Below are 25,289 nucleotides of genomic sequence, written 5' to 3'. Positions count from 1 at the left end.
GAAGGACTGGCCAACACAAGGTCGCCGCGACCCGTCTCAGGCGGAAGTGTCCGGAACGTCGGCCGCCGACTCCTCGGGCCTCAGGTCGGGCCGCAGCCGCAGCCAGGACGGCTGGCGCAGCAGCCCCGCCCTGGTGCGGGTGCTGTAGCGGACCTCGCCGACCAGCCGGGGCGTCACCCAGCGCGCGCCCGCCGACCGCGGCACGGCGTCGAAGGGGCACACCTGCGTCGCGTCGGCCCGCAGCAGCGCCGCGAGTTCGGTCCGTTCGGCCTCGCTCCAGCCGGTGCCCACGCTGCCGACGTAGCGCAGTCCCGTCGTGGCGCGCTGCCCGACGAGGACGGCGCCGGGCAGCCCGGTCAGCCGCCCCTTGCCGGGCAGCCAGCCGCCCACCAGGACGTCCGCGACCCGCATGTTGCGGATCTTGATCCAGGCCCGCGAGCGCACGCCGGGCTCGTACGCCGAGTCCAGCCGCTTGCACACCAGGCCCTCCAGTCCGTGCGCACGGGTCGCCTCCAGGGCCTCGCGCCCGTGACCCACCAGGGCGCCGGGCGTCGACCAGAACGGCCCCTCCAGGCCCAGCTCCTCCAGCCGGGCCCGGCGCCGGGTGTAGGGCAGCGCGAGCAGGGAGCGTCCGGCCAGGTGCATCACGTCGAACAGGACGAGGTGCACCGGCGCCGTCGCGGCCAGCCGTGCCGCCTTGCCCGGCGCCTGGACCAGCCCCATGCGCGACTGCAGCAACTGGAAGTCGGCCCGGCCCTGCGCGTCCAGGGCGAGCACCTCCCCGTCCAGCACCGCCGGCGTGCCGCCGAGCGTGCCGCCCAGCGGCCGAAGCTCCGGGTAGGCGGCGGTGATGTCCTCGCCCGAGCGGGCCCGCAGGGTGACGGCCCCGTCCCCGGCGAGATACACCACGGCGCGCTGCCCGTCCTGCTTGGTCTCGTAGGCCCAGCGCGCGTCCTGGGCCACGGGCGGGAGGGAGCCGGGGGTGGCGAGCATGGGCGCGACGAGCGGGAGGGACATGGGTGAGGTGTCGACGCGCGGGCCCGCCGCCACGCGCGCGGCGCGCTCCTTTCCCCTGAACGGCGGCCACGGGCAGCTCACCGACGCGGGCAGCGCCGCCGTCGACCGCATCCGGGAGGCGGGCGCCAGGGGCATGCGGCCGGCGCTGTCCGACTGGGCCCCGGAGGACCTGCGCCCGCTCGCCACGCTCTTCCACCGCATGGTGGACGGCTTCCTCGCCTGTGCCGTCGAGGACGACGGCGAGCGGCAGGCCGCGGTCCCCGGCGTCTGACGTCCGCGTCCCGGGCGCGCCTCAGCAGCGCAGGTAGCCGCCGGTCCACTCGTCCTCGTCGAGCGTGTGCGCGTCGACCACGAAGCAGTCCGGCTCGTCGGCGAACCCCGGCAGGAGGCGTGCGCGGCGCATGCGCTCCTCGGCCCTCTCGGGCGTGGAGTAGACCCCGAGCAGCTTGACGTCGTCGCCGTCCTGCTCGTCGAGGTGGACCGTCTCCCCGTCGCGGTGCAGGGCCGCCCCGTTCTCGCCGGCCTCGTTGTGGTGCGCGACATGCCACAGCAGATGGACGATCATCGCCGCAGACTATCCGGGCCCGGCAACCGTGGCCACGCAGGGGCGAGTTGGACGTCGCTTCCGTCCCGGGACCCCGCCGGGCCACCCGGCTCTACCCTCCAGTAATGTCGGGCGCCAGCTCATCTGAGGAGGAACCGTGCCCCGGTCCGAACGCTCACCCCTGCTGCTGGCGGGCCTGCTGGCCGCAGCGGGCGCGGCCCACTTCGCCGTGCCGCGCCCGTTCGACGCGATCGTCCCGCGCGCGCTGCCCGGCTCGCCCAGGGCCTGGACGTACGCCGGCGGCGCCGCGGAACTGGCGCTGGCCGCTGGGGTGGCCCTGCCCCGGACCCGGAAGACGGCCGCCCTGGCCGCCGCCGCCCTCTTCGTCGGCGTCTTCCCGGCGAACGTCAAGATGGCGTGGGACTGGCGTCACCGTCCCGCCCCGCTCAGGGCCGCCGCCATCGGCCGTCTCCCCCTGCAGGCGCCTCTCGTGCTGTGGGCGCGCGCCGTCGCCGCGAGCGCCGGCGCTCCGCTGACCGCGGAGGCACGGGCATGAGCAAGGCTCTGGAGGTCGGCGACCTCGTCGAGGACTTCGCCCTGCCGGACGAGACGGGAGCCGTCCGCAGCCTGACCGATCTGCTCGCCGACGGGCCGGTGGTCCTCTTCTTCTACCCCGCCGCGCTCACCCCGGGCTGCACCGCGGAGGCCTGCCACTTCCGCGACCTGGCCGCGGAGTTCGCCGCCGTCGGCGCGCGGCCCGTCGGCATCAGCGGAGACTCCGTCGACCGCCAGCAGGAGTTCGCCGGCCGGCACACGCTCGGCATGCCGCTGCTGTCCGACGAGGACGGCTCGGTGCGCGAGCGGTTCGGCGTGAAGCGCGGCTTCTCCCTGGCCCCCACCAAGCGGGTCACCTTCGTCATCGGGCGCGACCGCACGGTCCTGGAGGTCGTGCGCAGCGAACTGCGCATGAACACCCACGCCGACCGCGCTCTGGACGTGCTGCGCGCCCAGCGTCCCTGAGGGTCGCGGACGGCCGGAGCGGGCGGCCCACCGCCCGCGCACACCTCCGGGCCCCTCGCCCCGACCGGCCGTCGCGGTTGATGCGCCGGGGCAAAGGGACCATTCTGGACGGCATGGAGCATGTCGTCGCTGCGGCGGTCATCGATGCGCAGGGCATCGTGACGGGCTGGAGCGAGGGGGCCCGTGTGCTGACCGGCCACCCGGCCGAGGAGGCCGTGGGCCGCAGGGCGACCGGCCTGCTCGCCGAGCCGCTGTCACGGCGCGCGGACGGCGAGTGGACCGGCCCCGTCGTGGTGCGCCACCGTGACGGCCACCCCATGACCCTGACCGTGACGGCCTGCCCCGTGCTGGGTCCCGACGGCCGGCCCGCCGGGTACGCGCTGAGCGCCGGGCTGCCCGCCTCCTTTGAGCCGACCCTGGCCGGGCGGGCCTTCCAGCAGGCGTCCATGTCGATGTCCGTCTTCGACACCCAGCAGCGCTACCTGCGGCTGAACGAGGTCGCGTGCAAGGTCATGGGCGTCTCCGAGGACGTCCTGCTCGGCCGCCGCTTCCCGGACACCGTCGAGGAGGCCGCGCACAGCCGGGGCTTCGACTGGCACCTCCGCCAGGTCGCGCAGACCGGCCGCCCGATCCGCTACGAGAGTTTCACCGGCGCCCCCTCCCTCAACCGCGAGCACGCCTGGACCACCGAGATGTGGCCCGTGCGGGACGCGTCCGGCGAGGTCGCCGGGGTCGCCCTGGCCGCGTTCGACAGCACCGAGCAGTACCTGGCCCGCCAGCGGCTCGTCCTGCTGAACGAGGCCGCGGCCTCCATCGGGACCACCCTCGACGTGGTGCGCACGGCCGAGGAAGTGGTCGAGCTCCTCGTCCCGAGGTTCGCCGACTTCGTCAGCGTCGACCTGCTGGACTGGGTGCTGGGCGCCGACGAGCCGCCCCCGGGCCCGGGCGGCGAGGTCGTGCTGCGCCGGGTCGCCCACGGCTCCGCGCACGAGGGCACCCCCGAGGCGGCCGTCCGCCTCGGCGAGACCGACGTCCATCCGCCCTTCAGCCCGCCCGCCCGCGCCCTGCGGGAGAGGCGCGCCGTGCGCATCCAGGCGGGCGAGCCCGAGTTCATGCGCTGGCTCGCCGAACGCAACGCGCGCGCTCCCGACGGCCGCCGCTTCCGCAGCGGGGTCCATTCGGTGCTCTCGGTGCCCCTGCGGGCTCGCGGCACCACCCTGGGCGTCCTGGTCGGCGTCCGCATCGCCCACCCCGACGCCTACGAGGCCGACGACGCCGTCTTCGCCGAGGAGCTGGCCAGCAGGGCCGCCGTCTGCATCGACAACGCCCGCCGCTTCGCCCGCGAGCGCACCACCGCCCTCGCCCTGCAGAACAGCCTGCTGCCGCGGGGCCTGTCCGGACAGGCCGCCGTCGAGGTGGCCCACCGCTACCTGCCCAGCGGCTCCACGGCGGGCGTCGGCGGCGACTGGTTCGACGTCATCCCGCTCTCCGGCAGCAGGGTCGCCCTCGTCGTCGGCGACGTCGTCGGACACGGCATCCCCTCCTCGGCGACCATGGGGCGCCTGTGCATGGCCGTGCGCACCCTCGCCGACGTGGACCTCCCGCCCGACGAGCTCCTCACCCACCTCGACGACCTCGTCACCCACCTGGCGGCCTACGACGAGGGCGGCGACGACGCCGCCGAACTCGGCGCCACCTGCCTCTACGCCGTCTACGACCCCGTCGGCCGCCGCCTGACGGCCGCCGCCGCGGGCCACCCGGCACCGGTCCTCGTCCTGCCCGACGGCACGGCGCGACCGATCGCCATGACCCCCGGCCCCCCGCTCGGCGTCGGAGGACTGCCCTTCGAGGCCGTAGAGCTGGAACTGCCCGAGGAGTCGGTCCTCGCCCTCTACACGGACGGTCTGGTCGAGGACCGCGACCGCGACGTCGACCGTGCCACCGGGGAACTGTGCAGCGCCCTCACCGCGCCCGCCGCCTCACTCGACGCCCTCTGCGACAGCGTCCTCAAGGCGGTCCTGCCGGAGGAGCCCGGCGACGACGTCGCTCTGCTGCTGGCCCGCACCCGGGCCCTGGGCGCGGACCGGGTCGCCACCTGGGACGTCGCCCCCGACCCCGCGCTGGTGGCCGCCACCCGGCAGGCGGCCATCGAGCAGCTCGCCGCGTGGGGCATGGCGGAGGCCGCGTTCGTGACCGAACTCGTCGTCAGCGAACTCGTCACCAACGCCATCCGCTACGGCGCGCCGCCCATCCAGCTGCGCCTGATCCGCGACCGGACCCTCATCTGCGAGGTCTCCGACGGCAGCTCCACCTCCCCGCACCTGCGCCGCGCCCACGCCTTCGACGAGGGCGGGCGCGGACTGCTGCTCGTCGCGCAGCTCACCCAGCGCTGGGGGAGCCGGCAGACGAGCCGCGGAAAGACGATCTGGGCGGAGCAGTCGCTGGACCCCGAGTGACCAAGGAGGCGGGGGTCTCCTCGTAGCCGCGGTGCCGGCCGGGCGGCTTCGTGGTCAGCACGATGTCCTCGCGCGCCACCCCGGCGCGGGTCACGCCCCGGCCGACCCCGGTCTCGTCGCGGTAGTCGGTCGCCGTGTCGACGAGCCGGAAGCCCAGGCCGAGCGCCCCGGCCACCGCCTCCTCGGCCTCCGCGTCGTCCATCGGCCAGGTGCCCAGCCCCACGGCGGGGAGCTTCGTGCCGTCGTTCAGCGAGTGCTGCGGGATGTCGATCACGATGAAGCCTTCCCTCGGCTGTGTCGTCCCCCCGGCCTCGGGGAAGAGGAGGCCGTCGACCGAACGGACACCCGGGGCGACGGCGGGAAAGGAGGCGGGGGGGATGAGGGGGATGTCGCGAGGCCGCCGGATCGCTGTCACGATCTTCCCGGTGCCGTGACCCACGACCACCACGAACGCAGACGAGCGGAGAGCCCATGACGACGGACAACCGGCCGGCCGGCCTCGACGACGCGGCGGTTGACGAGGCCGCGCGGGCGGCCGGAGTGCGGGTGCAGCCGGCGGCCGGGCACATCGGCGCCGAGATCGACGGCGTCGACCTGGCCGCCGGCCTCGACGACGCCCAGGTCGAGGCGATCAAGGGGGCGGTACGCCGCTGGAAGGTGGTGTTCTTCCGCGGGCAGCGTCTCGACCACGCCGGACATGTGGCGTTCGCGCGGCGGTTCGGCGAACCCGTCGTGCTGCGCAGGCGCGGCGGCGCCTCGCCGCCCGACTTCCCCGAGATCGAGACGACGGCCGACCGGCTCGAACTGGGCGAGAAGTTCGGCATGGAGCACGAGGAGTGGCTGCGGCGGCGCCGGCACACCCTGCTGCGCGGCTGGCACTGCGACCACGGCGCCCGCGTCGACCCGCCGGCCGCGACGATCCTGCGCGCCGAGACCGTGCCGCCCTACGGAGGCGACACGACCTGGTCCAACCTGGCCGCCGCCTACGCCGGACTGTCCGCGCCGGTAAGGGAGTTCGTGTCGGGGCTGCGCGCCGAGCACCGGCTCGGCGTCGGCTATCAGCCCCGCCCCGGGGACGACGCCTACGTCCGCCACCTCCTCGACCGCCAGGTCGCCTCGGTGCATCCGCTGGTGCGGGTCCACCCCGAGACGGGCGAGCGCGTGCTGTACGTCAACGGCTACTACGTCGAGCAGATCACCGATCTCTCGCGGGCCGAGAGCCGGGCGATCCTGGACATGCTGCTCGACGAGGCGACCCGCGCCGAGTACACGGTCCGCTTCCGCTGGGAACCCGGCAGCGTGGCCTTCTGGGACAACCGCGCCACCATCCATCTCGCGCCGGGCGACACCGCACACCTGGGCTTCCCGCGCACCATGCACCGGGTGATGCTCGCCGGCGAGGTCCCCGTCGGGGTGGACGGCAGGCCGTCCGAGGCGGTGACGGGAACCGAGCCGGGCCGCTGGTGAGGGGCCTCAGACCTCCGCGCCGGGCCGCCATCCCAGCGCCGGGCCGAGCTTCGTCGCCATGTCGGTGAGGATCTGCACGTAGTCCTCGTGTGCGAAGGTGAACGGCAGGGCGAAGGCCACCTCGTCGATCTCGCGGAACGCGACGTGGGCGTGCAGGCGCTCGGCGATCTCGTCCGAGGAGCCGACCAGGTCCGGGGCGAAGAGGAGCCGGGCCGGGCCCTGCGGGGAGGTCGTGCGGGGCAGCCGCCCGGCCGCGAACTCCTCGTACCGCGCGCGCTGTCGAGGCGAGGCGGAGTCCGTGGGGATGACCACGAGTCCCTGGGAGACGCGCGCCGCCTCGCCGTCGGGGTGCGCGGCCCGGAAGGCGCGGACGTGGGAGAGCTGGATCTCGGCGAAGTCCCTCGTGTCGTCCGGCCCCTCGGCCTTGACGACGCTGCTGGTGAGGAAGTTCATGCCGTGTTCCCCGGCCCACCGCGCCGACCTCGGGCTGCCGCCGCCGTACCACAGCCGGCGGCCCAGGCCGGGGGAGTGCGGCTGGACCCGGTCGGAGAACACCTCGAAACCCTCGACCCCGCTGAAGTCGGTGGCGGCCTCGCCCCGCACGAGGTCCAGCAGCCGCCGCACCCGCTCGTAGCCGAAGTCCTCGGCGTCGGCCGTGTCCGGGTACAGGGCCTCCTTGACCTGGTCGTAGTGCATGGGCAGGCCGACGCTGACCCCCGGGTTGAGCCGGCCCCCCGACAGGACGTCGACCGTCGCCAGGTCCTCCGCGAGGCGCAGGGGGTTCTCCCAGCCGAGCGGGATGACGGCGGTGCCGAGCTCGATGCGGCGGGTGCGCTGCGAGGCCGCCGCCAGGACGGCGACCGGTGAGGAGATGCCGTACTGCAGGTGCCGGTGGCGCACCCAGGCGCTGTCGAAGCCGAGTCGCTCGCCCAGTTCGATGATCTCCAGGGTGGTCTCGTGGCCCGGCCCCGGGTCTTCCCCGTCGAACAGCCCGATGGTGAGGAAGCCCAGTCTGCGCAGGGGGCGTGAGGTCGGGGGCACAGCTCCTCCGTCGTTCTCGGTGTGCACGGTCGTACCGTGGTCCTGACCGCATGATCCCAGGCGGGTCAGCCCAACGGGATGACGACCTCGTCCTCGACCGGTGGGTTGAGCTCCTGAGCGAGGTTGCCGGTCGCCGCGTGGCAGCGCAGCCGGATCGACTCCGGCGAGACGTCCAGGCGCAGGAAGCACTTGAAGAACGGCGGGCTGTAGGTGGCCGAGCCGGGCGAGAACAGCTGGGTGTAGATCTTGCGCACGGGCAGCCGGAACCGCTTGCGTCGCTCCGGGCGGCCGCCGGCGCCCAGCAGGGAGGCGATCAGCCGGATCCGTCGCGTCACCCGCACCCGCGGGCCCGGCGTACGGGTGGGCGCGATGCCCAGCCGCTCGGCGACGACCGCCTGGGCCTCCTCCTCGGTGAGGGCGAAGAACCGCCGTAGCCGCAGCCGGCGCCCGTAGAGCCGGCTGTAGAAGGCCAGCGAGTCGCCGCGCAGCGGATAGCAGCGGAAGTCGCCTTCCGTGACGCCGGCGACGGACACCCGGGGGATGGTGTGCGTGGCGTGCATGAAGGCGCCCCCGCCGCCCGCGACGACGTACTGCAGGGTGCGGCCGTCCGGGAGCCGCACCGGGTAGCGCTGGTAGTTGTGGATGTCGCCGCCTATCGCCGCCACGTAGTGGTGTGCGGGCGCGGTGACGATCTCGTCGACGGTGCCGCCGCCCTCGGTGGGGCACGGACGGCGTTCTCCGTCGACGTACAGGGGAGAGCCGGTGATCAGGATCTTCGGGCGCGGGCACCGGGACACCTCGCGCAGCCATGCGCCCTGTTCGGCGTCCAGGACGCCCAGCAGCCCGGTGTCGATGCCGATGATCCGGACGGGACCGGCGTCGATCGCCCAGTACGGGCCCGGCTGGACGGCCTGTTGGCCGGGGTTGCCGCGCAACTCCCGTGCGCGCTCCAGGCCTTGGCCGTCCTCGGGACGCGGCCGGTGCCACAGCAGCGAACGCAGCCAGGCGCGGGTCAGGGGGCGCGGCGCGGGCTCGGCGGGCAGGGGCGCGGCATCGTCGCAGAAGACCCGCATGAACGCGCCGAGGTCCTCGTACCAGTCGTGGTTGCCGGGTATCGCGTAGATCGGGGCGGGGTAGTCGCGGTACGGGCGGAAGAACTTGACCCCGTAGTCGTCGGCGCTGCCGACCGGATAGATGACGTCACTGGCCAGGACGGCGAAGGACGTGCCCTGACCGACCCTCAGGAAACCTGGCACCACGGCGTACTGGGGGTCGTCGCCCTCGCCCGTGTCGCCGATGACCATGAAGGAGAACTCGTCGGGGTCGGTGCGCCGGATCACCTTGTCGTCCGGTGCGCCGGCCGACGCCCGCCGCGCGACCAGGCGGCCGCGGGTGCGGCCCGTCGGGTCGCCGAACCAGGAGGCGAGCACTCCGTTGCGGGCGGCCCACAGCAGCCGGGGGTTCAGCCACGAGATCTTCTCGACCCTGCCCGGCATGAGCTGTCGGTACGCGCCTCGGTCGGCGTCGCCCCAGCCGGCGCCGGCGGCGGTATCGCGTGAGGAGTCAGACACCGGTGAACCGTAGCAATGACCCACCGTGCGGCCGGAGTCGGGTGACCGGCGAGGGCGCCGTGCGCGGCGAGCGCCGTCGCCGCGGTGTCCGGGTGCGCACCGGACAGCGAACGCACAGGTCGTTCACAGCCTGACCGGGGGCGGCGGCGTCGAGGGCGTCCGGCACCGAGGGATAACCCTTGAAGCGCCCCGGTCAGGCTGACATGCCACCGACAAGCCTGTCATTCTCCCACCGACTGCCGTACACCTGCGGCACGTCGCCCCCACCTGTTCACGGTCCCGCACCGCTCAGCTCGTCCCGGACAGCACACCCGTCTGCCCGGTCTGTCACCGGCCGATCCCACCGGCCGCCGCAGTAGGAGAACGAGTGAGACCCAACCCCCGCAAGCGGACCGCGGTCGGAGCAGCCCTGCTCTCCACCGCCGCCCTCCTGGCCCTCGGAGTCCAGTCGATTCCGGCGACCGCGGCCCCCGCGGCCCCCCACCCCGCACCCCTGCGCACCGGCGCCCTGCCCGCCGGCCTCACGCCCGCCCAGCACGCGACGTTGATCAGGGGCGCCGAGGCGAAGACGGCTCAGACGGCGCAGACCCTGGGCCTCGGCGCCCAGGAGAAGCTGGTCGTCAAGGACGTCGTGAAGGACAACGACGGCACCGTGCACACGCGTTACGAGCGCACCTACGCCGGGCTGCCCGTCCTCGGCGGCGACCTCGTCGTGCACACGCCCCCGGCCTCCCTGGCCGCGGGCACCGTGAGCACGACCTTCAACAACAACCGTCGTACCGTCTCGGTCCCGTCCACGACCGCCGCGTACAGCCAGGCGGCCGCCCGGACCAAGGCCCTCGCGGCCGCCAGGGCCCTCGACGCGAAGGACCCGGCCGCCCGCAGCGCCCGCAAGGTGGTCTGGGCCGGCTCGGGCGCCCCCAAGCTGGCCTGGGAGACCGTGGTCAGCGGTCTGCAGGACGACGGCACGCCGAGCAGACTGCACGTCGTCACCGACGCCACCACCGGCGCCGAGCTGTCCCGGTACGAGGGCGTGGAGACCGGCACCGGCAACACCCAGTACAGCGGCTCGGTCAGCCTGTCCACCACGCTGTCGGGGTCGACGTACCAGCTGTACGACACCACGCGCGGCGGTCACAAGACGTACAGCCTCAACAACGGCACCTCCGGTACCGGGACCCTGATGACGGACTCGGACGACGTGTGGGGCACCGGCTCCGGCTCCAACACCCAGACGGCCGGCGCGGACGCCGCCTACGGCGCCCAGGCCACCTGGGACTTCTACAAGAACACGTTCGGCCGCAGCGGCATCAAGAACGACGGCGTCGCCGCCTACTCGCGCGTCCACTACAGCACGGCGTACGTCAACGCGTTCTGGGACGACGACTGCTTCTGCATGACGTACGGCGACGGCACCGGCAGCACGCACGCGCTGACCTCGCTGGACGTGGCCGGCCACGAGATGAGCCACGGCGTCACGTCCAACACGGCGGGCCTGAACTACACCGGTGAGTCCGGCGGTCTGAACGAGGCCACCTCCGACATCTTCGGCACCGGCGTGGAGTTCTCCGCCAACAACTCCTCCGACGCGGGCGACTACCTCATCGGCGAGAAGATCGACATCAACGGCGACGGCACCCCGCTGCGCTACATGGACAAGCCCAGCAAGGACGGCGGCTCCGCCGACAGCTGGTACTCCGGCGTCGGAAACCTCGACGTGCACTACTCCTCGGGCCCGGCGAACCACATGTTCTACCTGCTCTCCGAGGGCAGCGGCAGCAAGACCATCAACGGCGTCACCTACAACAGCCCCACCTCCGACGGCGTCGCCGTCGCGGGCATCGGCCGGGCCGCCGCGCTGCAGATCTGGTACAAGGCGCTGACGACGTACATGACGTCCAGCACCGACTACGCGGGCGCGCGCACCGCCGCGCTCAACGCCGCCGCCGCGCTGTACGGCTCCGGCTCCGCCCAGTACGCCGGCGTGGGCAACGCGTTCGCCGGGATCAACGTCGGCAGCCACATCACGGTCCCGTCGACGGGCGTCTCGGTCACCAACCCGGGCAGCCGGACCGCCACGGTCGGCACCGCGGTGAGCCTGCAGATCTCGGCGAGCAGCACGAACAGCGGCGCCCTGACCTACGCGGCGACTGGTCTGCCCGCCGGCCTGTCGATCAACTCCTCCACCGGTCTGATCTCCGGGACTCCGACCACGGCCGGCTCGTCCAGCACCACCGTGACGGTGACCGACTCGACCGGCGCGACCGGCACCGCGGCCTTCACCTGGACGGTCAACGCATCCGGCGGCGGCTCCTGCACGGCCACACAGCTCCTGGGCAACGCGGGCTTCGAGTCGGGCAGCACCGTCTGGACCGCCTCCAGCGGTGTCATCACCAACTCCAGTGGCGAGGCGGCCCGCACCGGCTCCTACAAGGCGTGGCTCGACGGCTACGGCTCGACCCACACCGAAACGCTCTCGCAGTCGGTGGCGGTCCCGAGCGGCTGCACCAACACCACGTTCACCTTCTACCTGCACGTCGACACGGCCGAGACCACCAGCAGCTCCCAGTACGACAAGCTGACGGTCACCGCCGGTTCGACGACGCTGGCCACGTACTCCAACCTGAACGCGGCCTCCGGCTACGTGCAGAAGTCCTTCAGTCTCGGGTCCTTCGCGGGCTCGACCGTGACGCTGAAGTTCTCCGGCGTCGAGGACTCCTCGCTGCAGACCAGCTTCGTGGTGGACGACACCGCCGTCACCACCGGCTGATCCGCACCGCCCGACGACGTCCCGCACACGGGCTCTCTCCGTGTGCGGGACGTCGCCGTGTGCGCTCAGCTCAACGGGTCGAGCGTCAGGTACGCCTGGCGCGGGGATCCGTCGTGCACGAGCGACTCCTGGTGTCCGACGTCGTCGAAGGCGAAGGCGTAGGCCTTCCCGTCGGCCATCTGCGCGTGGATCTTGCGGGCGTAGTGGTTGGTCACCGCGTCCTCGTAGAAGCCGGCCGTCGTGGTGTCCGGCTGGGCCGGGTTCACCAGCAGGGTGGAGCGGTTGAAGCCCGCGCACAGGGTCCGGGAGATCGGCCCGCGCACGGTGTCGTTGGGGGCGTCCAGCAGTCGGTGACAGCCGAAGACGCTGGAGGCGTCAGGCTTCTGGAAGCTGGTGACCACCGCTCCGGAGGCGTTGGTGAAGTTCATGACCCCGCCCGAGACCCGGCCGTAGTACTTCGTGCCCGGCTGGTCGGCGAACGGCGTCACGGTCAGCGTCGTCGTCGTGTACTTCTGCCACACGCGGTTGACGTAGTCGTCCATGACGCCGGCCGGGAGCGCCCCGGTCTCCACTCCGTACAGGGGGGAGAGTGCGCGCAGCACGGTGCCGTCGGACCGGGTCTGGATCAGGTTCGCCCAGCCGCCGGGCTGGCCGCGCAGGGCGTCGAAGAAGCCGCTGTAGCCGCCTGGCCTGAGGTGCCCGGTGCTGACGGTGGCGCCGTCGGAGCGCTGCACCCCGACCGCGTACGGCGCGGAGAACATGTCGACCTGCGTGCTGTTGAGCCACAGCCCCGAGTCGTCGAGCGTGTACTCCGACCAGTTGAAGAGGATGTTGCGGTTGGGGTCGCTCGGGTTCTGCACGGCGGGCTGCACCAGCCCGCCGGTGGTCAGCCGGAAGTCGAGTTTCCGACCGTAGGAGAAGTAGATCCGGCCGGAGAACTCGGGCACCCGGATCGTGGTCGACTGCCCGGCGGCTGGGCCGGTGATCGACGCGTCCGGCGCCGGCGTGGGCGGGTTGCCGCCGGCGGGCCAGGCGTGGAAGCCGCCGTTGGCGTCCGCCCAGCCCTGGCGGCCGGACGACAGCTGGGTGCCGAGGTTGTACACGTAGACGGGTTCGCCGCGGCCCGAACTGTTGGTGATCTTCAGCGGGACGGTGTCCGGGACGGCGGCCCGGGCGGTCGTCGGTGGACCGAGGGTGAGCAGTGCGCCGACGAGCGCGCCTGCGCCCAGCAGTCTGAAGGTGATCCTGGTGAGCACTCTCCACCTCCGTGCGGGTAGGCCTGTGGGGTTGGTCCGTACCATCGTGAGAGCGCTCTCAAAGTCGCATCGGGGGGTGCTCATGTCAACAATTTCAACGAAAGCGACGTCAAGGCCGTCGAGGGACGTCGAGGGACGTCGAGGGACGTCAAGGGCCGTCGAGGGACGTCGAGGAGCGTCGAGGAGCGTCGAGGAGCGTCGAGGGACGTCGAGGAGCGTCGAGGAGCGTCGAGGGACGTCGAGGAGCGTCGAGGAACGTGGAGGAAGAAGGACGCCCGCGGCCTCTCCGGCCACGGGCGTCCCGGTCGTCGGCCGACCCGCTCAGAAGGTCCGCTTCAGCAGCTCCAGCAGTGCCGCCCAGTGCCGCTCGGAAGCCGCCTCGTCGTACGCGGACGTGTCGGCCTGCGTGTAACCGTGCGGGGCGCCGGAGTAGACCTCGCAGGTGTGCCGGACGCCGGCCGCGGTGAGCGCCTCCTCGAAGCGTTCGATCTGCTCGGGCGGCAGCCCCGGGTCGTCGTCGGCGTGGCCGAAGTAGACCTCGGCCGTGATGTGCTCGGCGGCCAGGTGAGGGCTGTCCGGCGCGTCGGTCACCAGACGGCTGCCGTGGAAACCGGCCGCAGCCGCGACCCGGTCCGGATGGGCCCCGGCGGTCGGCAGGACGAGCCGGGCGCCCATGCAGTAGCCGGTCACCGCGACCGGACCGTCCGCGACCAGCGCGTGCTCCTCCAGCCACCGCAGATACGCGGCGGCGTCCCGGACGATCAGTTCGGGCGTGAGGGCCAGCACGAGCGGGTACAGCCTCTCGAAGATCTCCGGCCGCGCGGCCGGGTCGATGAAGTCGGGCAACTCCATGACGGGCGCGCGTCCGTGGCGGTAGAACAGGTTGGGAACCAGCACCGCGTAGCCGGCCGCGGCGAGCCGGTCGGCCATCGCCCGCAGTTGCGGACGCAGTCCGAAGGCGTCCTGGTAGAGCAGTACGCCCGGGCGGGGCGCGCCGTCGCCGGGATGCGCCAGATAGGCGTCGGCGACGCCGTCCTCGGTGGGGATGTCCACTGCTGTTCCCTGTACGGAGGTCATGGGGGAGCTCCTAAGCACGGTGCATGGCGACGAGCGAACGTTCGGCCCGGCCGGGCCGGGCAGCGCCCATCGTTGCATGCGCCATTGATCTCCTCTCGACGACCCCGGCGCGGGCGGCGCTACTCGAACCGTGAGGTGTCGCCCGCCCCGTGCCGCACGATCTGCGCCTCGCCCTCGGAGAAGTCGATCACCGTCGTCGGCTCGGTTCCGCAGTCCCCGGAGTCGAGCACGCCGTCCACCACGTGGTCCAGCGTGTCCTTGATCTCCCAGCCCTGGGTCATCGGCTCCTCCTCGCCGGGCAGCAGCAGCGTGCTGGACAGCAGCGGTTCGCCGAGCTCGGCCAGCAGGGCCTGGGTGACGGCATGGTCCGGGATGCGCACGCCCACCGTCTTCTTCTTCGGGTGCTGGAGCATGCGCGGCACCTCCTTCGTCGCCGGGAGGATGAAGGTGTAACTGCCGGGCGTCGACGCCTTGATCGCCCGGAACACGTCCTTGTCGACCCGGACGAACTGGCCGAGCTGCGCGAAGTCCTGGCAGACCAGGGTGAAATGGTGCCGGTCGTCGAGATTGCGGATCGACCGGATCCGGTCGATGCCGTCCTTGCTGCCGAGCCGGCAGCCGAGGGCGTAGCAGGAATCCGTCGGATACGCGATCAGCGCGCCCGCCCGGATGGCGGCCGCGACCTGGGAGATGGTGCGCGGCTGGGGGTTGTCGGGGTGCACGTCGTAGTACTTCGCCATTGCCTGAGCTTATGCCGTGCCGAGGGGCGCGACCGCGCCGGACCGCCCCGCGGCGCCCTTCCGGAGCCTCGACCACGTGGCCGGGGGCTCGCGGCCCGCCTCCCCGCGCCGCACCGGGAGCCTCGACGCCGACGGCCTGGATCTTGTGCGGCGGTGCGAGTGCCCGGACCGCCGCGGCCGGCGACGCCGAGCCCGCCACGGAGGCGTCGACCGCCCACGCGCCGGGCGTGCGCGCGCCGACCGTCCGTGGAAAACGTCCGCAGCGGCGAACCGGTCCTCGAACGCCGACCCCTCGCGTCCGGCGGCGACCGCTGCGAGGCGGTCCTCGCCGATCCGGCGGCTCGGGGAACCGCGGGGGGCACGACCAGGACGCGGGCCGGTCACCTCTCCGTGTGCGCTCAGCCGCGCAGCCGGACCGGGATCTCCTGCCAGCCGCTCGCGATGAACGAGGGCACCTGCCGCAGCTCCCCGTCCCCGGTGTCCAGCCGCAGGCCGGGGAACCGGTCGAACAGCGCGGGCAGCGCCGTCAGAGCCTCCATGCGGGCCAGCGGCGCTCCGATGCACCGGTGCACGCCGATCCCGAAGGCCAGATGGTCCTCCGCGCCGCGGGCCGCGTCGAACTCCTCCGCGTCCGGCCCGTAATGGGCCGGGTCCGCGTTCGCGGCCGCGTAGGTCGTGATGATGGCGTCGCCGGCCGGGATCGTCACGTCGCCGATCGTGAGGTCGCTGACGGCGAAGCGCAGCGGCAGCGTGGCGATCGACGGGTACAGCCGCAGCGTCTCGTCCACGACGGCGTCCCAGCCGATCTCGCCCCGGCGCACCGCCGCCAGCTGCTCGGGCCGGCGCAGCAGCGCAACCGCCGCGTTCCCGACGAGGTTCACGGTCGTCTCGAAGCCGGCTCCGATGACCAGCAGCAGCGTGTAGAGCAGCTCCTCGTCGCTGAGCCGGTCGCCCTCCTCGTCGCGCACCCGGATCAGCTCGGTCGTCAGGTCGTCGCCGGGCTGCTCGCTCTTGACCGCGATGAGCGAGCCCAGCACCGTGCCGATCTGCTCCTGCACGAACGCGGCGTGCTCCGGACTCGGGTCCGAGGTGTCCATGATCGCCGCGATGAGCCGGCCGGTGGCCGGCCTCAACTCCTCGGGTACGCCGAAGAGTTCGCAGATGATCCGCATCGGCAGCGGGTGCGCGAACGCGGCCTTGAGATCCACCGCCTCCTCGTCACCGCCCTGGTCGAGGGCGTCGAGCAGCTCCGTGGTGATGGCCTCCACCCGCTCGCGCAGCGCCTCGGTGCGCCGGTGCGTGAAGCTCGGCGCCACCAGCTTGCGCAGCCGCGCGTGGTCGGCGCCGTAGGTCGAGAGCATGTTGATCACGCCGACCCAGCCCAGTATCCAGCCCCAGGAGGGATGGGCGGCCAGCTCAGGCCAGTGCCGCCAGTGCCGTCGCGGGTCCTTGCTGACCTGCGGGTCCAGGATCAGCGCCTTGAGGGTGTCGTAGCCGGTGGGAGCCCAGGCCGGAATGCCGCCGGGCAGTTCGACGGGCACGATCGGGCCGAGGGCGCGCAGCCGGGCGCTCTCGGCGTGCACATCCGCGCCGAACGGGTCGAGGGCGATGCGGTCGGTCACGGTCACGTACGGACTCCTTGTGAGGGGGAGGAGGCGCCGGAGGCGATGGCGGGGGAACGGGGGCTGAAACGGACGGGCAGCGCGCTCAGCGAACGGTGGAACGGGCCCGGCCGCCAGGCCAGCTGATCGCGCGGCACCACGGGCTCCAGGTCGGGGAGCCACAGGGTGAGTTGCTCGATCGCCTCGGTGACGAGCAGCAGGGTGTGCTGCTTGACCGGACAGGCGTGCGCCCCGGCGCCCCAGGACAGGTGGGAGGCGTCGTTGGGATGCCGGCCGGCGGCGTCCTCCCGCTCGGCGAACCGCCCCAGCGCCCCGTACGACACCACGACCGGCACCGCCTCGCGCAGCCACACCCCGTGGAACGAGACGGGCCTGCGGACGTAGTAGACGCCGTAGTTCGCCAACGGCGTCTCGTGGTGCAGCACCTCCACCACCGCGTCCATGACCGGACGGGCGCCGCTGGTGAGCGTGGAGTAGTAGGCCGGGTTGCCCAGGATCCTGGACAGCGTGTTCGACAGGAGATTGGCGGTCGGCTCGTACCCGGCGCCGAGGGTGAGGAACACCTGCCAGGTGACCTCCTCGCGGGTCAGCCCGGCCGGATGGTCCAGCAGATGGCTGGGGAGGTCGTCGCCTCGCCGGCCGGCCTTGGCCGCGATGAGCTCCAGCACGTACTGGGCGAACTGCGCCTCCCCCTCGGCGGCCTGCGCCCCGCCCTCCATCATCTTGCCCAGGCCCTCGTTGAGCCGCTCGCCCTGGCTGTCGGGCAGCCCGAACAGGTCGTTGAGCACCAGCGCGATCAGCGGCCGCGCGAAGTCCCCGACCAGGTCGGCCTCGCCGCGCGGACCGATGCGTTCGGCCAGCAGCCGCACCGCCCGGTGCACGCGCCCGCGCAGGTCGTGCGGCTCCACCAGGTCGAAGACGTCGATGAGGGTCGTCCGGTAGCGCACATGCTCCGCGCCGTCGGCGAACAGGGCGTTGGGCCGCCACCGCATCATGCCCAGCACCGGCGAGTCGGCGGGCACGGTGGCCTCCCAGGCCCGCGGGTCGTGCGAGAACGTCTCCTGGTCGTGCAGCACGTCCAGCGCCGCCCGCCGGTCGGTGACCACGTAGGCGGGCACCCCGGGCGCCAACTCGGCCCAGCCGACGACCCCCTGGGAGCGCAGCGCGGCGTAGTAGCGGTGCGGATCCGAGGCGAAGCCGTCCTCCCACAGCCGCACCGGCGCGGTCCGGGCGAAGTCCCGCCGGTCGGCGGGAAAGGCGCTCACCGGGCCTCCGCCGGGAAGCGTCCGACGAGATGGTCGACCAGGGCGAGCAACGCGTCCACGGAGGAGTTCGCGTCACGCGCGTCGCAGGTCACCATCGGCGTCCCCGGCTCCAGGTCCAGCGCCCGCCGCAGCCGGTCCTCGCCGTGGTGCCGCGGCGCGTCGGGGAAGGCGTTGAAGGCCACCGCGTACGGCAGTCCGCTCTCCTCCACCAGCCCCAGCACGTCGAACGAGGCGTCGAGCCGGCGGCTGTCGACCAGGACGAGCGCCCCCAGCGCCCCGTAGGCGATGTCGTCCCACAGCGCCCGGAAGCGCTCCTGTCCGGGTGTGCCGAACAGGTACAGCACGACGTCGCCGGGCAGGCTGATGCGGCCGAAGTCGATGGCGACGGTGGTCGTGGACTTGTCCCGCACCCCGGCCAGGTCGTCCACCCGCGCGGACTCCTCGGACAGGGGTTCCTCGGTGTGCAGCGGGCGGATCTCGGACACCGAGTCGATGAGCGTCGTCTTGCCCACCCCGAACGGCCCCGCGACCAGGATCTTCACCAGGTCGCGGGCGGTGTCGGGCAGGTGCACGGCGCCGGTCGCGCCGGCGCTACGGGCGGAGCTTGAGGGCGCGCAGGCCATCGGCCACTCTTTTCAGCAGGTCGGGGTCGAACCGTTGGGCGGGTGGGATCGGGGCGCGGGCGAGGACCAGGTCCCGGTCGACGAGATCGGCCGCCAGCACCCGCACCGCGGACACCGGCAGCCGGAGCAGCGCCGCCGCCTCCACCACGGCGAGCGATCCGCCCTCCAGGGAGTCCAGCAGGGCGAGTTCGGCGGCGGTGAGGCCCGCGGGCGGCGGCTCGCCGCTGCGGGCGAGCACCGACAGCCGCTCCAGGTGGGGGCGGCTGGGCCGGGCCACGCCGCCGGTCGACAGGTACGCGGGAACCAGGGGACGGCCGGCCGGGCGGCCGGTCATGCCGGAGCGTTGTCGTCGGCTCCCCGGGGCGCGGCCGCCATGGCCTTCTCGCCCAGTCGCGCCACCTGCGAGTGCACCCGGTGCGCCAGCAGGTCCAGCCGGGTCTCCGCGTCGCCGTACGCGGCCACGCAGGTGCCGTGGTCGGTCGGCACGATGAGCACGTACCCGTGGTCGGACTCGATCACGATCTGCCGTACCTCGGCGCGGTCCCGGTCGGCGAACGCGGCCGCCGCCGTACGGCAGGCGCCCTGCACGGTGCTGGTGATGGCGGCCACCCGCTCGGCCGAGGGCTGGGACAGGGCGTCGGTGTACCCCGTCACCAGCCCGTCCCGGGTCAGCATGACGGCGGCCAGCACGTGCGGCACCTGCAGGATCGGCTCCAGCACCCATGCCGTGTCGCCCGTGTTGCGGCTGGTCATCGGGCCGCGCCCCCTTCGTCGTCGTCGATCTGGTCGGTGTCGTCGGCTGCGGTGTCCGGGTGGGCGCTCGCGCCGGGTCTTCCGGCCGCGGCGCGAGCCGCCGCGGTGCCGGACTGCAGCGCGCCGAGCGCGGCCGCGGCCTCCTCCGGGCGGCGGGCGGGAGCGTGCGTCGGCGTCGGAGCCGGCGCGGCGGTCTTGCTGCGGCGCCGGCGCTGCGGCAGCCCGTCGGCGTCCGGCGGTTCCTGGTGCCCCGGCGGCGCCTCCGGGCCGGCGGCCTCCGTTCCGTAGGCGTGGGCCGCGGTGGGAGCGGGTGCGGTGGGAGCGGGTGCCGGGCGGTCGGGGGCGGGGCGGTCGGGGGCGGCCCGGCGCGTGGTGCGCGGAGCGCTCGCGGCCGGCGGCCGGTCGGCCGGGTCGAGGCGGCTGAGGAGGTGGCTGTCGACCCGCAGCACCGCGCGCACCCCGCCGTAGGGGGAGATCGAGGAGACGTCGACGCTCAGGTCGAACTGCCTGGTCAGACGGCCGATCGCGGCCAGGCCCATACGCGGCGGGTCGCCGAGGTCGGTCAGCAGGATGGGATCGTCGCCGGCCACCAGCCGCTGAGCGCGGTCCCGTTCGTCGCGCGTCATGCCGAGGCCCGCGTCGTCGACGGTGACGCACACCCCGTGATGGACGTGCTCCAGGCCGACGACGACGTCGGTGTCCGGGGCCGAGTGGCGCAGCGCGTTGTCGAGCAGCTCGGCGACGATGACGGCCACCGGCTCGACGGCGTGCGAGACCAGGGCCGTTCCGGGTTCGAGGTGGTTGTGGACCCGGACCCGGTGGTAGCCGGCGAGCCGGGCCTGGCCGCCGGTCACCGCGTCCACCAGGTGCGACTCCTCGCGCGCGAGACCGACCCAGGCGCCGCACACCACGGCCGCGACCTGGGCGCGGCGCAGCGACTGCTCGTTCTCGTGGTCGAGCCGGAACAGGGTCTGTGCCAACTCCGGTTCGTCGTAGCGCTGTTGAAGGCCGCGCAGGCCGTCCTGCAGTCGGTACAGGGCCGCCTGGATCTCGCGGACGGCGCCCCGCATGCCGGCCTGCGCCGCGGCGTCGACCCGGGTGCGCTGGGCGGCGGCCTCGGACTGCAGCGCCAGCACCACGTTCTCCAGGGCGATACCCAGCGGGGTGCCCGCGGTGAGCGGCTGGAGGGGTCCCGGCACGGGCAGGTGCGGATGGGCCACCTGGCGGGCGGCGGCGGGCACGCGCTGCGTCGCCAGATGCTCGACCTCGGCGGTGAACGCCCGTGCGGTGCCGTCGAGTCGGGTGCGCAGCGCGGTGATCTCCGCCAGCTGCCGGGTCTGCCGCCGCCGCGCTCGCAGCAGCCCGCCGCCCAGGGCGAACGCGGACAGGGCGCCGGCGGCCAGGGCGCCGGCCACGAGGTCCGGTAGTTCGATCATGGATGTGGTTCCAGGGAGGTCGGCGGCGTCGCGGGGGCGTGGGCAGGGGTGGTCCGGCGGGCTCGGACCGGGCACTCGCAGCACAGTACACACCGTCATCGATCGATCCCGCACGGTGGAGCGGAACTTCGCTCCGAAAGTGCCCGGTATCTGTTCACTTCTGCGTCGAGTGTCGGAATTGCCTTTCGCCGCAAGCGAATTGGACGACCGTGCGGACGCGATGGGACGGGCGGACCGGTCGGGGGCGCGCGGCCGACGACGGCCGACGACGGCCGACGACGGCCGACGACGGCCGAAGTGGAGGGCCGGGGCGCCGGCCCGGCGCCCGGAGGGGCGAGGCCTCCGAACGGGGCCGGGCCCGCCCGCATCGGTGAGCCCGCGATGTCCGCGCGTACCACCGGCGTGACCGGCGCGTTGCCCCGGCATGGACCGCGCTTCTCCCGCTCCGCCCCGTGACGACTGCCCCTCCGGCCTCCTGCACGCCCGGTGGGCCGGCCGGCCCGGATGCCGCGTGCCGGTCTACGCCCGGCTCGTCGCGCAGTGGCGCGCCCGTGGCCGCAGCGTGCCGGCCCGCCCGGACGTGCCGTGGCTGCTCCCGGCCGCGCCGTCGCGATGTTCCGGATCCGCCGAGGGCGACGGCCCGCGCCCCTGACGGATCACACCCCGACCACCGGCCACAGCACGGCCAGCGTGCCGGCCCGCCCGGACGTGCCGTGGCTGCCCCCGGCCGCGCCGTCGCGATGTTCCGGATCCGCCGAGGGCGACGGCCGCGCCCCCGACGGATCACACCCCGACCACCGGCGACAGCACGGCCAGCGTGCCGTTGGCCTGTCTCAGCGCCAGTTCCAGCGTCCCGGGCGCGTGCAGGGCGCCCGTCCCGTCCGGCGGCACCAGCCACTCCACGAACCGGGCGGCCCGGTAGGGGGGAGGCACCGCCACCCAGGAACCCCGGCTTGCGCGCCGCAGCCCGGCCCCGATCCACCGGCTGCCGGGGTCGGGCGGGAGGAAGAAGCCCACCCGGTGCGCGGCGGTGTCGACGAGCGTCGGCCCCGGCATGGGGCGCGAGGCCTGCCACAGCAGGTCCAGGGTGAGCAGCCCGAGCCGGTCGGGCACGCTGAGCACGTCCCAGTAGCGGCCCGCCTCCAGCAACGCCACCCCGTCGCCCTGGTCCCACTCCCGCTTGCACAGGCGTGGGTCCGTCGCGGCGGCGGCTAGCCACTCCACGCCGCGCATCCACATCGCATCGCTCATGTCGGCTCCGTGTGACGTCCGCCGGTGGCCGCTTGCCGACCGGGCATATGCATGCTGGTAGATATCTGCGGGTGGCGGAAGGGGTGGCGAACCGTGGCGTTTCGGTCTGTTCCGTTCGAGGCTCGCATCCCTGTTCGGCACCGCTCACGGCCCGTCGGCGGGCGGTGCGGCCGGGAGGGCGGAGGATGCCCGGCCCAGCGGTCAACACCCCGAGGTGGCGGACCTGTTCCGCAAGGCGCGGGTGGACAGCCGCAAGGGCGCCGAACCCGGCGACAAGCTGCTGCGCGCCCGTCTCGACGGCGGCTGACCGCAGCGGCCGGAACGTCGGCGCCGCCTCGCGCGATGCGAGACGGCGTGGACGCGCTGTTCCTGTCAGTGCGGTCCCGCGCCGCGCTGCGGCACCGGCAGCGCGGGCTCGGCCTGGCGCAGTTCGGCCAGCAACTCGTTCTGCCCCGCGAGGAGTTCGGTGAGGATGCGACGGGCGGCGCGCAGCAGTTCGGCCACGTCACCGCCCGCCAGCGCATAGCTGACCGTCGAGCCCTCCCGGATCGAGACGACGATCCCGGAGCGTCGCAGCACCGCCAACTGCTGGGACAGACTGGAGGGTTCGATCTCGATCTCGGCCAGCAGGTCCCGCACGGCGACGGGACCGCCCTGCAGCAGTTCGAGGACCCGGATGCGCACCGGGTGCCCGAGCATGCGGAAGAACTCGGCCTTGGCCTGGTAGAGGGGAACCTGCATGGTCAATGGCTCGCTCCCTGCCGCGTTCGGTGCGTGGTCCTGGCCGGCGCGGCGGCCCGCCCCGCCGGCCGTACGCCGCCGCGCACCTGCTGCGTCCCGATCCTGACGGCTGCCGGCTCCGCACACCCGTGTGATGCGCTGATCTGGATGTGTCGAGATGAAGAAATCTTCATGTCAAGGGCGTGCGAAGTCCCGGTCCGCCCGGCCGTCTACACCTCGAGTTCGGCCTCGATCCGCTTGAGCTGGTGGCGGGCCATGGCCAGGTTGGACCGGCCCCGGTCGAGCACCAGGTAGATGAACAGCCCGCTGCCGGTGCGGCCCTTGAGCAGCCGGATGAGGTGGTACTGCGTCGCGAGCGTGATCAGGATGTCCTCGATCTCCCCCTTCAGGCCCAGGTGTTCCATGGTGCGGACCTTGGCGCGGATCACATCGGTGTTGCCGGCCGCGGCGACGTTCAGGTCGAGGTCCTTGCCGCCGCCGAGCGTGCCGAGTGCCATACCGCTGGTGTAGTCCACGACGGCGACCCCCAGCGCCCCCTCCACCGCGGTCATCGTCTCCTTCATCGAGATCTCCACATTCGCCACGACGCTGCTCCCGCCGGTTGCACGGGCCCGGTCTCCTCCGGCCCCGCTGGTCCCCCCGACCGTACGGAGGCCGTCCCCCGGGAGGGTGACGTGCTCCGGGACTGGAGCAAGGAACTCCGGAACGCGGAGATCTCCGACTGCTTGTGATCGCGGAGGGGCGGAATCTGAGCAGATGGCGGAGCGAGGACCGCGGCCGGCGGGGCGCCGCGCGGCACGCCTACCGGACGAGCCTCCAGTCCTGCGAACCGTCCGTGAGCGCGTTCTGCAGGGTCAGCTGCGCGTCGGCGGCCGCGCCGGTCAGATACAGGCTCGTGTTCTTGACGGCCTGGAGCCGGTAGAACCCGTCGGCGGTCCGCATCAGGTTCCAGCTTCCCGTGGCGCTGTCGTCGACCCACTGGCCGATCCTCTGGCCCGCGGTGGCGCTGCCGGTCCAGATGGCCGCCGCCCGGCCGCCCGACTTGTTCAACAGGGTCACTCCGCCGTTCGGCTCGGTCGTCACGTGCCAGAACTGGGTGTCCGCGATCGCCGCCGCGCCGGAGTCCTCCAGCACCACGTCGGGCACGTCCGCGTTGCCGAGGTCCGCGTCGTTGGTCCGGTTGCCGGTGCCGATCACCTGATCGGTCCTGCGGTTCACCAGCCGGTAGTAGGCGCCGGCCGAGTCGCCGAGGTCGACCTCGGCGTGGGCGATCGTGGACGTCCCCTGATTGTCGAGGATCGCGATCCGTCCGGTCCCGTCGACGTACTGCAGGTCGCGGCTGTACGCGGCGGGCGAGGTGGTCCGGTACTCCTTCCACACGCCGTCGCCGCGGCCGCTGTCGTCGACCCAGACGTCCCCGCTGCCGGCCGCGTTGTAGACCAGACGGCCGTCGGGCAGCGCGATGATCACCGGACTGCCGCCGGTGGCGAGCGGCCGGGACCCGGCGACGACCGGCAGCGAGGTGACGGCCATGCCCGTGGCGGAGCCCCGGAAGAACGTCAGCGGGTCGTCCGCGAGCAGGTACCTGGTGCTGGCGCCCCCGCCCCAGTACTCGAAGGTGAGCAGCCACCGTCCGTCCGTCGTCCGTACGACGTTCGTCATGCCCGGCCTGCCGCCGCCGATCTCCTTCTTCCCGCCGCCCATGTCCTGGACCGAGCCGGCGACGTCGACGACGGGCGCGCTCCAGTCCTCGCTGCTCCCGTTCCACGTCCGGTGCACGAGGATCTGACCCTGCGAGTCCGCGGCGGTGCCGTCGGCGGGGTCCCTGGTCGGCACGCCGGTGACCGGGTCGAAACCCGTGTAGTCGTTCTCGTCGGAGTAGTAGCAGACGAGTCTGCCCTTGTAGACCATCAGGTACGGTTCCCAGACGGGATCGACCTGCTTGGCCGTGTTGGCGACGGCGACGTTCCGCCCGATCGCGCCCGCGCTGCCGCCCTGCCAGCCACCGGTGGCGACGACGTTGACGACCTTCCAGGTGACGCCGTCGTCCTCACTCGCGTACAGGGCGATCGCCAGGTCGCTGCGGTCGCCGTCGTTGTCCGGCGTCCAGGCGGGGTCGGCCGCCTTGTGCTCCTTGTAGTAGGCGTCGTCGCCCGACACGACGCCGGCCAGGAGCAGCGTGCCCTTCTTCAGGGCGCCGACCTTCTGCGGGAGGACGTAGAGGTAGGGGTTGGTCCAGTTGCTCGTGTACTTCGCGTAGCGCGGGTCATCGGAGAGGTGGGCCGGCGCCTTGACCTCCGACAGCGGCTGCCACGACGTGCCGTCGTCGTCGCTCTTGTAGACCGGGAGGGTCTGACCGTCGGCGCCGCCCGACGCGGGGACGACCGTGGACCTCTCGAAGGACGCGACCAGACGGCCGCTCGGCAGTTGCGCGGACTTCGGGTAGACCGCGCAGTTGCCGCGCCCCTTCAGGCACGGCTCGTCGCCGAGCCGGTACAGCGTTCCCCCCGTCGGGTCGTACGCCTGCGCGCCGGTCATGGGGATCGCCAGCATCGCGGCCGCCGCGACGGCGGTTCCCAGCGTCCGGCTCAGTGTTCTGTTCTGCACAGCCCCTCCTCGGGTTCGGTCAGGTCGATGGC

General features: G+C 73.2%; 23 protein-coding genes and 1 pseudogene. 6 read left to right on the top strand and 18 right to left on the bottom strand.

Going from position 1 to position 25,289, the window contains the following annotated elements; all coding sequences use genetic code 11:
• Window positions 1-36: 36 nt before the first annotated feature.
• Window positions 37-1,017 (bottom strand): ATP-dependent DNA ligase, encoded by a 981-nt coding sequence (locus tag ACFVYK_RS25980; RefSeq protein ID WP_389778143.1) that lies wholly within the window; start codon window positions 1,015-1,017, stop codon window positions 37-39.
• Between ACFVYK_RS25980 and ACFVYK_RS25975 the strand changes: the two genes are divergently transcribed.
• A complete protein-coding gene (locus tag ACFVYK_RS25975; RefSeq protein ID WP_389778141.1) occupies window positions 1,016-1,288 on the top strand; it encodes a hypothetical protein in 273 nt (90 codons plus the stop codon). The two genes, ACFVYK_RS25980 and ACFVYK_RS25975, sit on opposite strands and share 2 nt — an antisense overlap.
• A gap of 21 nt (window positions 1,289-1,309) precedes the next feature.
• Here ACFVYK_RS25975 and ACFVYK_RS25970 read toward each other — a convergent pair whose 3' ends face one another.
• The gene (locus ACFVYK_RS25970) at window positions 1,310-1,582 is read right to left on the bottom strand and encodes a hypothetical protein (protein ID WP_389778140.1); all 273 of its coding nucleotides are present in this window, start codon (window positions 1,580-1,582) and stop codon (window positions 1,310-1,312) included.
• A 136-nt stretch (window positions 1,583-1,718) separates the two neighbouring features.
• Here ACFVYK_RS25970 and ACFVYK_RS25965 point away from each other — a divergent pair, with 136 nt between their 5' ends.
• The 3 genes from ACFVYK_RS25965 to ACFVYK_RS25955 all read left to right on the top strand — a co-directional run bounded on the left by ACFVYK_RS25965 (window position 1,719) and on the right by ACFVYK_RS25955 (window position 5,037).
• Window positions 1,719-2,117 carry a hypothetical protein gene (locus ACFVYK_RS25965; protein WP_389778138.1) on the top strand — a complete coding sequence of 133 codons (399 nt, stop codon included), beginning with the start codon at window positions 1,719-1,721 and terminating at the stop codon, window positions 2,115-2,117.
• The gene (locus ACFVYK_RS25960; protein ID WP_389778136.1) at window positions 2,114-2,581 is read left to right on the top strand and encodes a peroxiredoxin; all 468 of its coding nucleotides are present in this window, start codon (window positions 2,114-2,116) and stop codon (window positions 2,579-2,581) included. Before ACFVYK_RS25965 ends, ACFVYK_RS25960 begins: the two co-directional genes overlap by 4 nt.
• Window positions 2,582-2,694: 113 nt before the next feature.
• Window positions 2,695-5,037: a SpoIIE family protein phosphatase gene (locus ACFVYK_RS25955; RefSeq protein ID WP_389778135.1), complete on the top strand. Its 2,343-nt coding sequence runs from the start codon at window positions 2,695-2,697 to the stop codon at window positions 5,035-5,037.
• 4 nt (window positions 5,038-5,041) lie between these two features.
• Here ACFVYK_RS25955 and ACFVYK_RS25950 read toward each other — a convergent pair.
• A pseudogene (locus ACFVYK_RS25950) lies at window positions 5,042-5,311 on the bottom strand (aldo/keto reductase); the annotation flags it as partial.
• Window positions 5,312-5,508: 197 nt separating this feature from the next.
• On the opposite strand from ACFVYK_RS25950, the gene ACFVYK_RS25945 reads away from it, so the two are divergent.
• The gene (locus tag ACFVYK_RS25945) at window positions 5,509-6,504 is read left to right on the top strand and encodes a TauD/TfdA dioxygenase family protein (protein ID WP_389778134.1); all 996 of its coding nucleotides are present in this window, start codon (window positions 5,509-5,511) and stop codon (window positions 6,502-6,504) included.
• 6 nt (window positions 6,505-6,510) lie between these two features.
• Here ACFVYK_RS25945 and ACFVYK_RS25940 read toward each other — a convergent pair whose 3' ends face one another.
• Both ACFVYK_RS25940 and ACFVYK_RS25935 read right to left on the bottom strand, forming a co-directional pair.
• Entirely contained in the window at window positions 6,511-7,545 is a 1,035-nt protein-coding gene (locus ACFVYK_RS25940) for an LLM class flavin-dependent oxidoreductase (protein WP_389778160.1), read from the bottom strand.
• A gap of 65 nt (window positions 7,546-7,610) precedes the next feature.
• Entirely contained in the window at window positions 7,611-9,116 is a 1,506-nt protein-coding gene (locus ACFVYK_RS25935) for a metallophosphoesterase family protein (protein ID WP_389778132.1), read from the bottom strand.
• Window positions 9,117-9,483: 367 nt separating this feature from the next.
• Between ACFVYK_RS25935 and ACFVYK_RS25930 the strand changes: the two genes are divergently transcribed.
• Complete coding sequence (locus ACFVYK_RS25930; RefSeq protein ID WP_389778131.1) at window positions 9,484-11,886, top strand: M4 family metallopeptidase; 2,403 nt, start codon at window positions 9,484-9,486, stop codon at window positions 11,884-11,886.
• Between the two features lie 65 nt (window positions 11,887-11,951).
• On the opposite strand, the gene ACFVYK_RS25925 is transcribed toward ACFVYK_RS25930, so the two are convergent.
• The 13 genes from ACFVYK_RS25925 to ACFVYK_RS25865 all read right to left on the bottom strand — a co-directional run bounded on the left by ACFVYK_RS25925 (window position 11,952) and on the right by ACFVYK_RS25865 (window position 25,188).
• Window positions 11,952-13,142, bottom strand: coding sequence for a glycoside hydrolase family 64 protein (locus tag ACFVYK_RS25925; RefSeq protein ID WP_389778129.1), 1,191 nt, complete (start codon window positions 13,140-13,142; stop codon window positions 11,952-11,954).
• Between the two features lie 321 nt (window positions 13,143-13,463).
• Complete coding sequence (locus ACFVYK_RS25920; RefSeq protein WP_389778127.1) at window positions 13,464-14,219, bottom strand: dienelactone hydrolase family protein; 756 nt, start codon at window positions 14,217-14,219, stop codon at window positions 13,464-13,466.
• Between the two features lie 119 nt (window positions 14,220-14,338).
• Window positions 14,339-14,959: an L-threonylcarbamoyladenylate synthase gene (locus ACFVYK_RS25915; protein ID WP_389778126.1), complete on the bottom strand. Its 621-nt coding sequence runs from the start codon at window positions 14,957-14,959 to the stop codon at window positions 14,339-14,341.
• 398 nt (window positions 14,960-15,357) lie between these two features.
• Window positions 15,358-16,587, bottom strand: a complete 1,230-nt coding sequence (locus ACFVYK_RS25910) for a cytochrome P450 (RefSeq protein WP_389778125.1) — start codon at window positions 16,585-16,587, stop codon at window positions 15,358-15,360.
• Window positions 16,584-17,846, bottom strand: a complete 1,263-nt coding sequence (locus ACFVYK_RS25905) for a cytochrome P450 (RefSeq protein WP_389778124.1) — start codon at window positions 17,844-17,846, stop codon at window positions 16,584-16,586. The genes ACFVYK_RS25910 and ACFVYK_RS25905 overlap by 4 nt, the downstream gene beginning before the upstream one ends.
• Complete coding sequence (locus ACFVYK_RS25900) at window positions 17,843-18,469, bottom strand: ATP/GTP-binding protein (RefSeq protein ID WP_389778123.1); 627 nt, start codon at window positions 18,467-18,469, stop codon at window positions 17,843-17,845. The genes ACFVYK_RS25905 and ACFVYK_RS25900 overlap by 4 nt, the downstream gene beginning before the upstream one ends.
• The gene (locus ACFVYK_RS25895; RefSeq protein ID WP_389778121.1) at window positions 18,438-18,803 is read right to left on the bottom strand and encodes a DUF742 domain-containing protein; all 366 of its coding nucleotides are present in this window, start codon (window positions 18,801-18,803) and stop codon (window positions 18,438-18,440) included. Before ACFVYK_RS25895 ends, ACFVYK_RS25900 begins: the two co-directional genes overlap by 32 nt.
• Entirely contained in the window at window positions 18,800-19,222 is a 423-nt protein-coding gene (locus ACFVYK_RS25890) for a roadblock/LC7 domain-containing protein (RefSeq protein ID WP_389778119.1), read from the bottom strand. The genes ACFVYK_RS25895 and ACFVYK_RS25890 overlap by 4 nt, the downstream gene beginning before the upstream one ends.
• Window positions 19,219-20,658, bottom strand: a complete 1,440-nt coding sequence (locus ACFVYK_RS25885) for a sensor histidine kinase (RefSeq protein ID WP_389778118.1) — start codon at window positions 20,656-20,658, stop codon at window positions 19,219-19,221. Before ACFVYK_RS25885 ends, ACFVYK_RS25890 begins: the two co-directional genes overlap by 4 nt.
• A gap of 783 nt (window positions 20,659-21,441) precedes the next feature.
• Window positions 21,442-21,909, bottom strand: coding sequence for a hypothetical protein (locus ACFVYK_RS25880; RefSeq protein ID WP_389778116.1), 468 nt, complete (start codon window positions 21,907-21,909; stop codon window positions 21,442-21,444).
• Window positions 21,910-22,281: 372 nt separating this feature from the next.
• A complete protein-coding gene (locus tag ACFVYK_RS25875; protein WP_389778158.1) occupies window positions 22,282-22,650 on the bottom strand; it encodes an ArsR/SmtB family transcription factor in 369 nt (122 codons plus the stop codon).
• A 209-nt stretch (window positions 22,651-22,859) separates the two neighbouring features.
• Window positions 22,860-23,234, bottom strand: a complete 375-nt coding sequence (locus ACFVYK_RS25870; protein ID WP_069770265.1) for a hypothetical protein — start codon at window positions 23,232-23,234, stop codon at window positions 22,860-22,862.
• Window positions 23,235-23,451: 217 nt separating this feature from the next.
• On the bottom strand, window positions 23,452-25,188 hold the full coding sequence (locus tag ACFVYK_RS25865) for an RICIN domain-containing protein (protein WP_389778157.1): 1,737 nt from the start codon (window positions 25,186-25,188) through the stop codon (window positions 23,452-23,454).
• Window positions 25,189-25,289 lie beyond the last annotated feature (101 nt).

Origin of the sequence: Streptomyces sp. NPDC058291, from assembly GCF_042880855.1 — a bacterium.
Lineage (GTDB): Bacteria > Actinomycetota > Actinomycetes > Streptomycetales > Streptomycetaceae > Streptomyces.
This window is presented reverse-complemented; position numbering and strand designations above follow the sequence as displayed.